Raw genomic sequence first — 13,667 nt, 5'->3', positions numbered from 1 at the left:
CAAGGGAGCTTAACTGTGAGACCGACAGGTCGAACAGGTGCGAAAGCAGGCGTTAGTGATCCGGTGGTTCTGTATGGAAGGGCCATCGCTCATCGGATAAAAGGTACTCTGGGGATAACAGGCTGATCGCGCCTGAGAGTTCATATCGGCGGCGCGGTTTGGCACCTCGATGTCGGCCCATCGCATCCTGGGGCTGGAGCAGGTCCCAAGGGTTCGGCTGTTCGCCGATTAAAGCGGTACGCGAGCTGGGTTTAAAACGTCGTGAGACAGTTTGGTCCCTATCTGCCGTGGGCGTAGGACACTTGAGAGGAGCTGCCCATAGTACGAGAGGACCTGGGTGGACGTACCTCTGGTGTTCCGGTTGTCCTGCCAAGGGCATAGCCGGGTAGCCATGTACGGAACGGATAACCGCTGAAAGCATCTAAGCGGGAAGCCGGCCTCAAGACTAGGTGTCCCGGGCCGCAAGGCCCCTAAAGACCCCTCGTAGACCACGAGGTTGATAGGCCGGGTGTGGAAGCCGAGCAATCGGCGGAGCTAACCGGTACTAATAGGTCGTGCGGCTTGACCATACTTCTAAGGCAAACATCGAAGCGTCGCGCCCGGAGTTCGGGTGACGAGCAGCGTGACACAGCTGGCCTGGCGTAGAGCACCGCGAGCAGCGGGCTCCGCCGGGTTCCGATTGGACGCACCCACAAGTTTCCGGTGGTGATATCGAGAAGGTCACACCCGATCCCATACCGAACTCGGAAGTTAAGCTTCTTGGAGCCGATGGTACTGCCAGGGCAACCTGGTGGGAGAGTAGGACGCCGCCGGGATTTTCTTCGAACCTGCGCACGGTGAGAGCCGTGCGCAGGTTTTTTTTGTCCATCGTGCTTGGAGCTCTGGGCGCGCGTTGCGGCCTTCAGGCCGCCTCGGGGACCTCGGTGCCTGCGTGGCGCGCGTTCCGGGCTGGCCGGCCCCCTGCGGACCACCCTCCCGAGGGCCTCCTGGGGCTTAGCCAAGCCTCGCGCCGCGTACTCCTCTACGCCCGAACGTGAACGTGGTCGTTTACGTGGTCGTGGTCGTGGTCGTTTACGGCTTATCGTTGACGACCACGACCACGACCACGACCACGTAAACGTTCACGTTGGTGACCGATGGTGGGGTGAGGAGGCGGGCGCGGAGCCCTGAGCGTGACCGAACGAGCTTGGTTAACGCCTATGCGCCGGGGGCCTTCGGTTCGGCAGGGCGGCTCCGCTGAAGGCTTCGCCTTTGCAGCGAGCTCGTGCTGGCCGCCGTCAGATCGGCGCCGTTGAGGCAGTGCTCGGAGCGGCGCCGAGGGCGGGAGCGTGCCGTCACGGCGTCCGGACGGGAGGTGCCGTCAGGGCCGGCGAGACGCTCAGTGCGGGCGCTCGGTAGCTCGCCTCGGGCCGTAGCTGCGCAGGAGGATGAGCCCCGCAAGGACGGTCAGGGCGGCGATCTGGAGAGCGAACGGGATCTTTTGCACCCATTCCTCCTCGTCGATCCCGATCGTGGCGAGGAAGACGCCGAGCAGGCCGCCCATGGCTTCGCCGGCGCGGCTCAGAGACGTCGCTGGGCCGCTTGCGACCGCCTCGTGCGAGAGCGCGTGCAAGAGGAGGCCCGCGACCGCGGAGAGCAACCATGGCTCGATCACCTCGAGGTGCTCCAGGTCGACAAGCCGCGTCGCGAAGGCGCCAACCACCGTGGCGAGCGCAATGCCCGCGAGCGCAGCGCTCATGGCGCGCTTGCCGCCGGTATCGGCTTTCACCTCGAGGACCTGAATGGCCACCACCATGGCGAGCGGCACCGTGTGCGCGGCGATCACGAGCACGACAGGGAGCGAGAGCTGTCCAACCCGTGAGAGCGACGCCACCGCCGCGCCCTCGCCGAACTGATGCGCGAGCACCGCGGCGTACCCCATCGCGAGCGCCGTCGTCGGCGTCCGGTGAGCCCCAGCGTCCCCGAGCACGAGGCGCTCCAGCACCGCCGGCGCCACGAAGCCAGACGCCGCCGCGAGCAGCGCGAGCCAGCCGATCTCGCCGATCGCCTCCGGGAGCAGGTGAAGCAGCGCGATCGACGCCGCACCGACGAGGGCGAACGTCCGCAACGCAGACATCGCGCCCTCGCTCCGATGACGGAACACCGCCGCAATGCCGCCCAGCATGACGGCCAACGCGAGGAGCGAGACGCCGAACGCCAGCGACACAGGCGCCCTCCTAGCACGGATCCGGGACGAACCGGTGATGAGCCGAACGCTATGTAGGGTGCGCTACGAACGCGGGTGGTTGTGCCGTTCCGTGCGCAGGATCAGGTCGCCCACGAGGGCAGTCCAGCCGGTCTGGTGCGAGGCGCCGAGCCCTGCGCCGGTGTCGCCGTGGAAGTACTCGAAGAAAAACAGGCGATCTCGGAATCGAGGGTCGCGCTGGAAGAGGGGGTGCTCGCCGTAGACGGGGCGGCGCCCCTCGCGGTCGCGCTCGAAGATCGCGATCAGCCGGCGCGCGATCTCGTGCGCTCCGTCGCGGAGCGTGCGAGGGCCGTGGCCGCCGAGCGACGGGATCGTGAGCACGTCGCCGAAGCCGTGGTCGAGCCGGAGGAGCGAGCGGTAGAGCAGGTAGCCGAGCGGGAACCAGATCGGGCCGCGCCAGTTGGAGTTGCCGCCCTTCATGCGCGTGATCGACTCGCCCGGCTCGTAGCCGACCGTGTACTGCGCGTCGCAGGGCTCGAGCCCGAGCGAGACGGGCGCGGCCGCGTGCTCCTTGGAGAGCGAGCGCGGGCCGAACGGCGAGAGGAACTTGTCCTCGTCGAACAGGTGCGCCAGCACCCGCTCGAGGCGCCCCGGCGGCACCGCGGAGAGCACCTGGCGGCCGTCTGGACGTACGGTGATCGCCTCGGCCAGCGCGGGGTTCTTGCGGAGGAACCACTCGGTCCGGCGCCGGAAGTTCGCGAGCTTGCCGTAGATCTCCGGGGTGATCACGTGCACCGCGCAGAGCGGGATGAGGCCGACGGCCGATCGGATCTTCACGTGCCGCGGCTTCCCTCCGGCGATGAGGATGTCGAAGTAGAAGCCGTCCTCGTCGGACCAGAGCGGCAGCCGGCCGTCCGCAGTGTGGTGGAGCGCGTGCGCGATCCGCAAGAAGTGCTCGAAGAACTTGCTGGCGAGATCCTCGTACGCGGAGTTGTCGAGCGCGAGCTCCAGCGCGATGCGCATGAGGTCGAGGCAGTACATCGCCATCCACGCCGTGGCGTCCGCCTGCTCCAGGCGCATCCCGGGCGCGAGCCGCTCGCTGCGATCGAAGAGCGAGATGTTGTCGAGGCCGAGGAACCCGCCCTCGAAGACGTTGTGCCCCTCGGCGTCGCGCTTGTTGACCCACCAGGCGAAGTTGATGAGGAGCTTGTGGAACACCCGCTCCAGGAACACCCGATCGCCCTCGCCCCGCTGCTTCCGCTCGATCTTGTAGATCTGGTAGGTCGCCCAGGCATGCACCGGGGGGTTCAGATCCGAGAACTCCCACTCGTAGGCAGGCAGCTGCCCGTTCGGGTGCTGGTACCACTCCTTGACCATCATCTTCAGCTGGGCCTTCGCGAGATCGATGTCGAGCGAGGCCAGCGCGACCGCGTGGAAGGCGAGATCCCACGCCGCGAACCAGGGGTACTCCCACGCGTCGGGCATGGAGACGACATCGGCGACGGAGACGTGCCGCCAGTGGGCGTTTCGGCCGCTCAGCCGCTCGGGCGGCGGCGCGTGCGCGTCGCCGCGGAGCCAGGTGTCGACGTCGTAGTGGTAGAACTGCATCGTCCAGAACAGCCCCGCCGCCGCCTGACGCTGGATGGCGCGGCGATCGTCGGACAGGGCAGGGCCCTGGACGGCGAGATAGTACTCGTCCGCTTCCCTGCGCCGCGCCTCCAGGAGCTCGTCCACGCCGTCGAAGGGGCACTCCACCGGCTCGGGCGTGAGCCGGAGCAGGATCCGCCGGCTCCCGCCGGCCGGCACCTCGAAGCGATGCCAGCTCGCGGCCTTCGTGCCGCGGCGCTCGGCGTTCACCCGCGCCTCGTCGCCGTGGACGACCCGGTGGTGGAACGCGTCCTTGACGTACGGTGTCCGCGAAGGGGCGCCATAGAGCCGCTCGCGGTTCGTCTCGTTGTTGGTGAAGAGCAGCTCCGGGCTGCCCTCGATGTACAGGTGATGCGCGCCGTGCTCGGGGTGCGCCGCGCGCAGCATCACATGACCGCCGTCGGTCTCCATGGCCCGGATCTCAGGGACCGGACCCGGAGGCTCGGTCCAGGACCATGTGTTGCGGAACCAGAGGTGAGGGAGCACGTGGATCGGCGCGGCCTCCGGGCCGCGGTTCACCACGGTGATGATCATCAGGATGTCGCTCGGGCTCCGCTTCGCGTACTCGACGACGACGTCGAAGTAACGATCCCCGTCGAAGGCGCCGAGATCGGGGAGATCTGCCTCGCCCTCCGAGAGGCCGCGGTCGCGCGCGGCGGCGACGAGCGCCTCGTAGGGGAACGGCCGCTGCGGGTACCGGTAGAGATAGCGCAGGTAGCTGGAGGTCGGCGTCGCGTCTTCGTAGTAGTAGATCTCCTTGACGTCCTCGCCGTGGTTGCCTTCCGGCCCTGTCAGGCCGAAGGCCCGCTCCTTCAGGATCGGATCCCGCTCGTTCCAGACCGCGACGGCGAGACACAAGATCTGGTGTCGGTCACAGATGCCGCCGAGCCCGTCCTCGTTCCAGCGATAGGCGCGGCTCCGGGCATGGTCGTGAGGGAAGTGCGCCCACGCGTCCCCGTTCGCGCTGTAGTCCTCGCGCACCGTCCCCCAGGCCCGCTCGGAGAGGTAGGGGCCCCAGTGCTTCCAGCGCAGGAGGCGCTCGCGCTCTTCCTCGAGGCGGCGGTGCTCGGCGGTCGGCGCAACCTGGACGGTCCTCGTCATGCGCGCCACGCTAGGCGACGAAGGCCGAGGCGTCGAGCCCGCGGCCGGCGCGCGACGACCTGGAGCGGGCGCTACTCGGTGCGCTTGATGATGTGGAAGCCGAACGGCGTCTCGATGATCTCGCTCACCTCGCCGATCTTCAAGGCGAAGGCGGCGTCGGAGAAGCCCTTCACCATCATGCCGCGCTCGAACACCCCGAGATCCCCGCCGCGCTCGGCGGCGCCCGGCTCGTCGCTGTACTCCGCGACCGCCTCCTCGAAGCTCACCCCGCCGCGGATCTTGACGAGCGCTTCCTGCGCTCGCGCGCGGGCCTCGGCGCGCGTGCGGCGGAGGCCCTCGGGCTTGCTCTTCGAGCCCTCGTGCATGACGAGGAGATGCCGCGCGCCGATCTCCTTGGGCTGACTGGCGATCACCGCGCGCTCCCGCTCGATCGCGGCGTCCTCCTCGGCCGCCCGGATCGGCGCGGAGACCGCGAGGCCGCCGCCGACCCAGGACGGCGAGGTGGCGAGCGCCCCGCAGGCGGTCGCGCAGAGGAGCGCGAGGGGCGAGCACGCCGAGAGCGCGTGAAACAGCACGGCGCGGAGATGAGGGCTACGCATCGGCGCGGAGACTGCCGCGGGAAGAGTGCGCCCGCAACCCTCCCGTCCGCGCGCGCCGCTCAGCGGAGGACCATCACCGGGACGAAAGCCCACCCGCCAGCGGCCACGCTCACCCGGGCGCGCCTCGACTCGCCGCGGACGCCGACGACCACGTCATGGGTGCCCGCGCGGACGCGGGTCCGCGCGATCGCGACGCGCGCGGGGAGCGTCGACCATCCGCGCGTGTCCGGCGTGTCGAGCGCGGTCAGCGTCGCGCTCGTCAGCAAACCGACGAGCAGGCCCAGCGGCCCGGAGTCCTCCGCAGCCGCCTCGGTGGCGCCCTGCGCGGCCTCGCCGGCCGCGATGCGGGCGACGGTCCTCGTGATGGCCGACAGGATGACGGTCCCCTCGCTCTTCTTCCAGGCCGCGCGCACCTGCGCCTCGACGTCGAGCGCCTGCTCCATCGGCTGGGAGCGCCCGTCGAGCTTCAGCGTCGGAATCGAATAGCCGCCCTTGCCCCGGGCGAGCGTCGGGTAGTTGACCCAGGTCACGAGCCCCTTCGCCGCGAGCTCGCTCGCCCGCGCGCGATCCGCCGGGCTGATGTCGTTGGCCACGAGCGTGAGCGCGAGGCCGATCGGGAGGCGCTGCGGCACCTTCTGCGGGACGCGCCCGAACCCGACGACGACGATGAGCTCGGCCTCGCCGGTCTCGTCGAGGGGCGGCGGCGGGGCCTCGCCCTCGATCAACGCGGCGATGCGGGGCGACCTGGGCTCGCCGCGCGTGAGCGCGCGGAGCGGGCGGCGGAGCGACGGATACGACACGTGGCGGAGGGCGTCGTCGTAATGGAGGAGCGCCTCGTCGGCCTGGCCGCTCTTCTCGAAGGCGAGGCCCGCGAGGTAGCTGCCGAGGCCGAGGAGCGCCGTCTCGCCCTCGTGATCGCGCAGGTATCTCTGCATGATCGCGAGGCGGCGAGCCTCGACCCTGGCCCCGCTGAGGTCGCGCTGGGCCAGGTAGTTCATCATGTTGATGGTGTTGATGAGCAGCTTCTCGTAGGCAGGCGCCTTGTACGGGCCCACGTCGTCCGAGAAGAGGTACTTGCCGAGATCGTGGGCGGCCCCGCGGGACATGTCGAGCAGGTCGATCGACTTGTCCGCGGCCCCGAGATCGCGCGCGGACAGCCGGTAGCTGTCCATGCTGAGGAGGATGTTGCCGCGGTCGAGCAGGAGGAGCGCGTTGTCGCCCCGGAGCGCCGGGAGCTGAGCCGCGGTCTCGACCTCGAGCTGCTCGTTCAGCGCGGCCACCGCCTCGGCGGGAGCGCCGCGATCGAGCGCCTGGAGGGCGGTGCGCACGCGATCTTCATGTCCGCCGCAGGCGGCCTGCCAGAGGCCGAGGAGCAGCGCGAGAGGAGCCAGGGCCGCACGCTTGCGCCCCGCGAGGCTCGCGTGCCGCCGGCGCATCACTCCTGGATGAGCGCCTTGGTGAAGGCCGCCCTGTTCTGCCAGGCCACCGCGCTCGTGGCGACCTCGATGAGCTGCATGAACATGAAGTACTGGACGCGGCGCTCGTCCTCGGTGCGCTCATCGGCGGTGAAGACCTTGCCGGTGAGGTAGTACTTCGCGCCGAGCTGGCGGTTGTACTCGGCGATGTGGTCCGGATCGAACCCGCCGCCGTGCTGCTTCTCGACCTCCGCGACCATCTGCTGCTGGCGCTCGACGCTCACCAAGGTGACGAGGCTCGCCCGGGACAGGTACGTCTCGATATCGGACAGGAGCGCCTGAAGCTGGCTGTCGATGTGCTCGCTCGTCTGGTTCGACAGCGGATAGATGGCGAGCGTGGGCCGCGAGCCGTCGTGCGCCCACGCCTTGGCCACCGGAGAGGCCATCAGCGACGTCAGGTTCTCGTGGAGGAGCTGCTCGATGTCGCGCCTGTCGATTCCCGTGCTCATCGCCGCGTCGTCGAGCCCCTCGACCTGATTGCCGCGCACGTAGGTGGGGCCGCAGCCGATGGGAAGCGAGGCGAGCGCGAGCGCCGCGAGCAGCGCGGCCGGACGGATGCTGGGCGAAATGGGCATGGACACTCCGCAGGGCAGGACGCCGGCATCCTAGCAGGCGAGGTGTGCGCTGGAGCTTCGATCAGGCGGAAATCGTGCTCTGCGACGCGGCGCGCGCGCAGCGTGCACGCCGCGCGCGGCAGGTCGGCAGCGCGGACGCCCTGGCTCGCCTCAGCGCGAGCAGCGCGAGCATCGCGAGCAGCGCGCGCGCCGCCGCGGCCCCGCTGGCGTCGCCGACGGCTGGGCCGTGCGCGCACGAGAGCCAGCGCTCGTCGAGCGGCCGGCGCGAAGGCAAGCGCTCCGCGGGGTCCGACGCCGTGGCCCACCAGGGCGGGTCGTAGTCGCCGACGTCGGCGGCGCGCCTCGCCTCGGTGACGAGCCAGTCGCGATGGGCGATGAGCCCACCATAGATGGGGTCGGAGCAGCCGGCCGGACCGCGCGACGTCACGCCGATGATCCGCCCCGCGACGTCGAGCGCCGGTCCGCCCGAGTCGCCGCTGCAGATGCCGTTCTCTCCGCGCCACTCGCCTCCTGTGACGCGCTCCTGCGTTCCGCACCCGTACCCGACGCACTCGACGTGGAGACCATCGCGGCGCCTGCGGACGCCGCCGCCGCGCGATCTGCCCTCCGTGTCGCCGAAGCCCACCGCCGAGTAGACCTCGCTCTCCTCGGGCGGCCGATCGAGGCGGGGCGCGAGCGGCGTGACCTCGCTGCCGCCGAGCGGGGAGGACAGCACGACGAGCGCGACGTCGCGCCCGCAGACGGCGTTGCCGTCGGGCGGGCTGATCACGGCGCGCGCGCCGATCCACGGCGTGTCCGCGGCCCACAGGGCCCCGCCGAGCGTGGCGTAGACCTGCGAGGCATCGACCGGCTCCCCGAACGTCGCCGTCTTGCAGGCGATGAGCTTGGGAGCTTCGGCGATGCAGTGCTGCGCGGTGAGCACCAGGTTGGGCGCGATCACGGTGCTCGAGCAGGTCCGCGCGACGCGCCCTCGGCGATCGGTGATGAGGAGCCCGGCGACCGCGCGGTCTCCAGCGTCTAGGTACCCTCCCTTGATCTCCAGCGCGGCCTCGGCCGCGTCCTCCTCGTGCAGGTCCGCTTCGTCCGCGTCTCCAGCGCAGCCGGCCAGCGCGGCGGCGAGGAGGCAACCAGCTCGGGTACACCACGCGGTGCTGTTCCGGCACACGGCCAGCCGCCTTTGCACGGCACCTGCCAGCCTGGGCTGTGCACCACCGCGCTCCCCGAGGGAGGAGAGGATTGCTTCCGGGGAAGCTCACGCGCCGGCGGAACCACCCGCTGCGCTGTGGTGTGGGATGCGGTCAGCGCGCCGATCGGACTCATGTACAACCGAGCGCCCGACCCTGTCGTCAACCGAGCGCAAGGCGCTGGAGCCCGAGGCGCGGGCGAGGAGGCGGCGCGGGCGCGGGGCCTCGCGCGCCGGGGGCGCCTCCCTCGCGCTGCTATCCCGCGCGTCCGTTCGCGACGTCGCCGCGCTGCGAGCGCTCGTTTTTCACGCCAGCGCCGGAGCTCTCCAGGCGGCGCCGGAGCGTCAGCCGACCACGATGTTCACGATCTTCCCTGCGACGTAGATGAACTTCTTCAGCTGCTTGCCCGCGGCGAGGGTGGCCACGGTCTCCAGGCCGAGCGCGGCGGCTCGCGCCTCCTCCTCCGATGCCGCCTTCGCCAGCATCACGCGACCGCGGACCTTGCCGTTCACCTGCACCGGGATCTCCAGGACGTCGTCGACGCAGAAGGCCTCGTCGTAGGTGGGCCACGGCTCGTAGCTGAGCGAACGCTCGTGGCCGGTGAGCCGCCACAGCTCCTCCGCGAGGTGCGGCGCGAAGGGGGAGACGAGGAGGATCAGCCGCAGGACCGCCTCGCGCGGCGGCGAAGGCAGCGAGCTCAGGTGATTCACGAAGACCATCATCGCGGAGATGGCGGTGTTGAACGCCATCCCCTCGATGTCGCCGGTCACCTTCTTGATCGTCCTGTGGAGCTGCCGGCTCGTCGCGTCGTCCATCGCGTCCGAGAGCGGTCGCGTGCACGTCGCGAACACGCGGTCCCGGAACCGGACCACCCCCTGGATCTGCCCTGATTGCCAGGGCTTCACCGCCTCGAGCGGGCCCATGAACATCTCGTACATCCGCAGCACGTCGGCGCCGTGGACCCGCACGATGTCGTCGGGGTTGATCACGTTGCCCCGCGACTTCGACATCTTCTCGTTGTCCTCGCCCAGGATCATCCCCTGATGGACGAGCTTCGCGAAGGGCTCGGGGTGCTTCACATGGCCGAGGTCGTAGAGCACCTTGTGCCAGAAGCGCGCGTAGAGGAGGTGCAGCACGCCGTGCTCCGCGCCGCCGACGTAGAGGTCGACGGGCATCCACGCGTCGTACGCGGCCTCCGAGAACGGCTCCGCGTCGTTCTGCGGATCGAGGAAGCGAAGGTAGTACCAGCACGAGCCCGCCCACTGCGGCATCGTGTTCGTCTCGCGCGCGTACCACTTGCCGTCCCGCTGGAAGAAGCGCCAGTCGACGGCGCGCGCCAGCGGGCCCGCAGGGTCGTCGCCAGGGCGGAAGTCGGCGAGCGGCGGCAGCTCGATCGGGAGGCTGGCTTCGTCGACCGCGATCGGCTGATCGTAGCGGATCGTGTGCGCGGCGCCCTTCCTGGGATCGCCCTGCGGATCGGCGAGCTCGACGGGGAAGTAGATGGGGATCGGCTCGCCCCAGTAGCGCTGGCGGGAGAAGACCCAGTCGCGCAGCTTGTAGTTCACCTCGCGCTTGCCTCGCCCGAGCGCCTCGAGGCGCGCGATGACCGCGCGCTTGCACTCCTCCGTCGAGAGCCCGTCGAACTCGCCGCTCCGGACCGCGACGCCCGGGTCGACGTAGGCGGCCTCGAGCTGGTCGCGCAGGGTGCCGTCGGGGCTCACGACCTCGACGATGGGCAGCCCGTAGGTGCGGGCAAAGGAGAAGTCGCGCTCGTCGTGCCCTGGCACCGCCATCACGGCGCCGGTGCCGTAGCCGCCGAGCACGTAGTCGGCGACCCAGATCGGCACCTCCACGCCCGTGATGGGGTGGACGGCGACGAGGCCGGTGTCGACGCCGGTCTTCTCCCTCGCCGCCGCGGCGAGCCGCTCGCGATCGCTCTTGCCCGCCGCGGCCGCGACGTACGCGCGCACCGCCTCGCGGCGCGCCTCGGACGCGCCGCTCTCCGCGCTCGTGAGCCATGTCGTGAGCGGGTGCTCGGGCGCGAGCACGACGTAGGTGACGCCCATCAGCGTGTCGGGGCGGGTCGTGAACACGCTCAGCGCGCCCTTGCCCCATCCCTTGACCTCGAACGTGATGAGCGCCCCCTCCGAGCGGCCGATCCAGGCGCGCTGCATCGCCACCGTCCCTTCAGGCCAGTCGAGGAGGCGGAGATCCTCCGCCAGGCGGTCGGCGTAGGCGGTGATGCGGAGCATCCATTGCCTGAGCGGCGTCCGGTAGACCGGGTGCGAGCCGCGCTCGCTCTTGCCGTCGATCACCTCCTCGTTCGCAAGGACGGTCCCGAGCGCCGGGCACCAGTTGACGCTCACCTCGTCCTGGTACGCGAGCCCCTTCTTGAAGAGCTGGAGGAAGATCCACTGCGTCCAGCGCACGTAGCGCGGATCGGTCGTGGAGAGCTCTCGCGACCAGTCGTAGCTGAAGCCCAGCATCTTGAGCTGGCGCTTGAAGGTCGCGATGTTCCGCGCCGTCGTGTCGGCCGGGTGCGTGCCGGTCTCGAGGGCGTGCTGCTCCGCCGGCAGCCCGAAGGCGTCCCAGCCCATGACGTGCAGCACGTCGATCCCGCGCATGCGGAAGTAGCGGGACATGATGTCGGTCGCCGTGTACCCCTCGGGGTGGCCGACGTGCAGCCCCGACCCCGACGGATAGGGGAACATGTCGAGCACGTAGCGCTTCGCGCGGGCCGGGTCCGCGCTGCGGACGGCGCGGAAGGTCTCGCCTTCCTCCCACGCGCGCTGCCAGCGCGGCTCGACGGCGGCATGATCGTAGCGCGCGGGCTCACGCGGCTCGTTGGGAGAAGGTTCGGTGGAGGCGCGGGGGTCCATCGTCTCGGCAGCCATATCGCGACGTGCCATAGCACTGTGCTGCCGCGGTCGACAGCCGCCCCGCGGCGGCAGACGCCCGCGCCCCGGCGGGAGCGCCACGCCCGTCCACGGGGCGCCGCGGCCATGTCGAGAGTTCCCGACAAGCGTGGACAGCGCCTCGGTCCGAGCTCTGCCGTCGGAGACGCCCGCGCCCGAGAGGGCTGACCTCGCGCGCCGCCTCGCGCTCTGGAACCACCCGCGCGCCGGAGCGTCGTGCGCGCCCCCTGCGCGCCGCGGCGCTGGCGAAAGCGCGCGCCTCGTGAGCGCCTCGGTGGCGGGACGAGCTCGCTCTTCATCACGCCGACCCGAGGAGCGCACCCCCGGCGTCGCACTCCTGCGTCCGCGACGGGCGGTGTCGTCACGGCGCGGCGCTGCGTGGCGCCAGCGCCGACGAGCGGCAGCGCCTCGCGGGGCGGGGCGACGCGTCAGAAGGATGGCCGCACGCCGAGACTTGGGGGTAGATTGGGAGCGCTGTTCCGCTTCAGTGTGAGGCGGAGGGGTCGCGTGGGCGGTCCCTCCGAGGCGCGCGGATGACCGACAAACACGTTCCATGGGGAGCCCCCGAGAGTGAGAGGACGGCGCAGCCAGGCCGGCCGCTCCCGTCGGCGCACGGCTCGGGGATCCCTTTCCGGCCGCTGCCCGTGCCGCCGCTGATGGCGCCCGGCGCCCTGCGCCCGCTCTCCGCACAGTACGCGCTGAGCCCTCATCTTCAGCAGCAGAGCCCGCCCGCGTTCTCAGGGCCGATGCCGTCGGCGCCCGCGTTTTCGGGGCCGGCGTCATCGGCGCCCGCGTTCTCGGGCGCCATGCCGCCGCCGGCGTTCTCAGGGCCAGCTCCCGCCGGGTACACCCAGCCGCCCATGGGGAGCGTCTCGGCGCGCGGAGGGACCCTTCCGCCCGGGATCGTCTCGCAGCAGGACGTGCTCTCGGCCAGCGGCGTCTTTTCTCCGAGCGCGCTCCCGTTCATCTCGGCGCCGCCGCAGTCGGATCCGGTGCCTCCGAGCCAGCCGGCCTTCCAGCCGGCGCCGATCACGGACCGGATGGGCGCGAGCGCGACGCAGCCGCCTGCGCCGCCGGCGGCGCCGCCCGGGTTCGCGAGCCCCGGCTTCGGTGCGGCCGCGCCCGCTGCGCCAGAGGCAGCGCGCGCGCCGATGCCCTCGCTGCATGCCGGCCAGCCGCCTGCGCCGGCAGCGCCGCCCGGGTTCGGGAGCCCTGGCCTCGGTGCGGCCGCGCCCGGCGCGCCAGAGGTCGCGCGCGCGCCGATGCCATCGCCTCACGCCGGCCAGCCGCCTGCGCCGGCGGCGCCGCCCGGGTTCGGGAGCCCTGGCTTCGGCGCGGCCGCGCCCGCGGTATCAGAGGCCGCGCGCACGCCGATGCCCTCGCTGCATGCGGGGATGCCGGCTCAGGCCGGGCCGCCACCGGCCGCTGCGCCCGCGCCGGCGATGAGCGCAGCTCCCGGCGCGGCGGCGCATGGCGCGCCCCAGGCGGCCGGCGGATGGGACGGAGCGGCCGAGAGCCCGTGGGCCACCACGTCGGCGCGCCTCGAGATGCCGGTGCTCCCGTCGACCTTCGTCCAGGAGCGCCCGGAACCGCAGAAGCCACCCGCCGCCGGTGCGCCGCGGCGGCGGGAGGGCGGCAGGACGCTCATCATCGTGCTCAGCGTGATCCTGGCGGTGGCGTTGCTGGCGCTCATCGGGATCACGCTGTGGCAGAGCATGGGCGGCGGAGGACCGATCGCGATCGACTACAAGGAGCCGCCGCCAACGGCCGCCGAGGCATCGCCAGAGCCCACCGTGAGCGTGACGGCGGCCCCCAGCGCGCCCGCCGCGCCCCGCCCAGCCGCGCGCCCACGGCCGAAGAGCGACGACATCTACGACGAGGTCGACAAGGAAAAGAGCCGGCGCTGAGGCGGCGCGACGCCGCACGGACGGGGCGCGCCGCAGGCGATTCGTTGGCCCCGCGCCCCGTTCCGTGCTGGTGATCGCC

General features: G+C 71.1%; 8 protein-coding genes and 2 rRNA genes (1 of these 10 running past the window's edge). 3 read left to right on the top strand and 7 right to left on the bottom strand.

What is annotated here, in order from left to right; genetic code table 11:
- Positions 1–569 (top strand): 23S ribosomal RNA (locus WME97_RS39475); it begins 2,438 nt to the left of the window's first position.
- A 129-nt stretch (positions 570–698) separates the two neighbouring features.
- A 5S ribosomal RNA gene (gene rrf, locus WME97_RS39470) occupies positions 699–815 on the top strand.
- Between the two features lie 563 nt (positions 816–1,378).
- Here the strand turns inward: rrf and WME97_RS39465 are convergent.
- The 7 genes from WME97_RS39465 to leuS form a co-directional block, all read right to left on the bottom strand.
- The gene (locus WME97_RS39465; RefSeq protein WP_437545396.1) at positions 1,379–2,206 is read right to left on the bottom strand and encodes a hypothetical protein; all 828 of its coding nucleotides are present in this window, start codon (positions 2,204–2,206) and stop codon (positions 1,379–1,381) included.
- Positions 2,207–2,269: 63 nt separating this feature from the next.
- Complete coding sequence (locus tag WME97_RS39460) at positions 2,270–4,933, bottom strand: MGH1-like glycoside hydrolase domain-containing protein (RefSeq protein WP_437545394.1); 2,664 nt, start codon at positions 4,931–4,933, stop codon at positions 2,270–2,272.
- Positions 4,934–5,004: 71 nt separating this feature from the next.
- Entirely contained in the window at positions 5,005–5,532 is a 528-nt protein-coding gene (locus tag WME97_RS39455; RefSeq protein ID WP_437545392.1) for a peptidylprolyl isomerase, read from the bottom strand.
- Between the two features lie 59 nt (positions 5,533–5,591).
- Positions 5,592–6,968 (bottom strand): hypothetical protein, encoded by a 1,377-nt coding sequence (locus WME97_RS39450; RefSeq protein ID WP_437545390.1) that lies wholly within the window; start codon positions 6,966–6,968, stop codon positions 5,592–5,594.
- Complete coding sequence (locus WME97_RS39445; RefSeq protein ID WP_437545388.1) at positions 6,968–7,582, bottom strand: penicillin-binding protein activator LpoB; 615 nt, start codon at positions 7,580–7,582, stop codon at positions 6,968–6,970. The genes WME97_RS39450 and WME97_RS39445 overlap by 1 nt, the downstream gene beginning before the upstream one ends.
- A 61-nt stretch (positions 7,583–7,643) precedes the next feature.
- Complete coding sequence (locus WME97_RS39440) at positions 7,644–8,765, bottom strand: trypsin-like serine protease (protein ID WP_437545386.1); 1,122 nt, start codon at positions 8,763–8,765, stop codon at positions 7,644–7,646.
- A 345-nt stretch (positions 8,766–9,110) separates the two neighbouring features.
- Positions 9,111–11,645: a leucine--tRNA ligase gene (leuS, locus tag WME97_RS39435; protein WP_437545384.1), complete on the bottom strand. Its 2,535-nt coding sequence runs from the start codon at positions 11,643–11,645 to the stop codon at positions 9,111–9,113.
- A gap of 569 nt (positions 11,646–12,214) precedes the next feature.
- On the opposite strand from leuS, the gene WME97_RS39430 reads away from it, so the two are divergent.
- The gene (locus tag WME97_RS39430; RefSeq protein WP_437545382.1) at positions 12,215–13,588 is read left to right on the top strand and encodes a hypothetical protein; all 1,374 of its coding nucleotides are present in this window, start codon (positions 12,215–12,217) and stop codon (positions 13,586–13,588) included.
- Positions 13,589–13,667: the final 79 nt, after the last annotated feature.

Source organism: Sorangium sp. So ce367 (genome assembly GCF_051520455.1).
Classification (GTDB): Bacteria; Myxococcota_A; Polyangia; order Polyangiales; family Polyangiaceae; genus Sorangium; species Sorangium cellulosum_B.
This window is presented reverse-complemented; position numbering and strand designations above follow the sequence as displayed.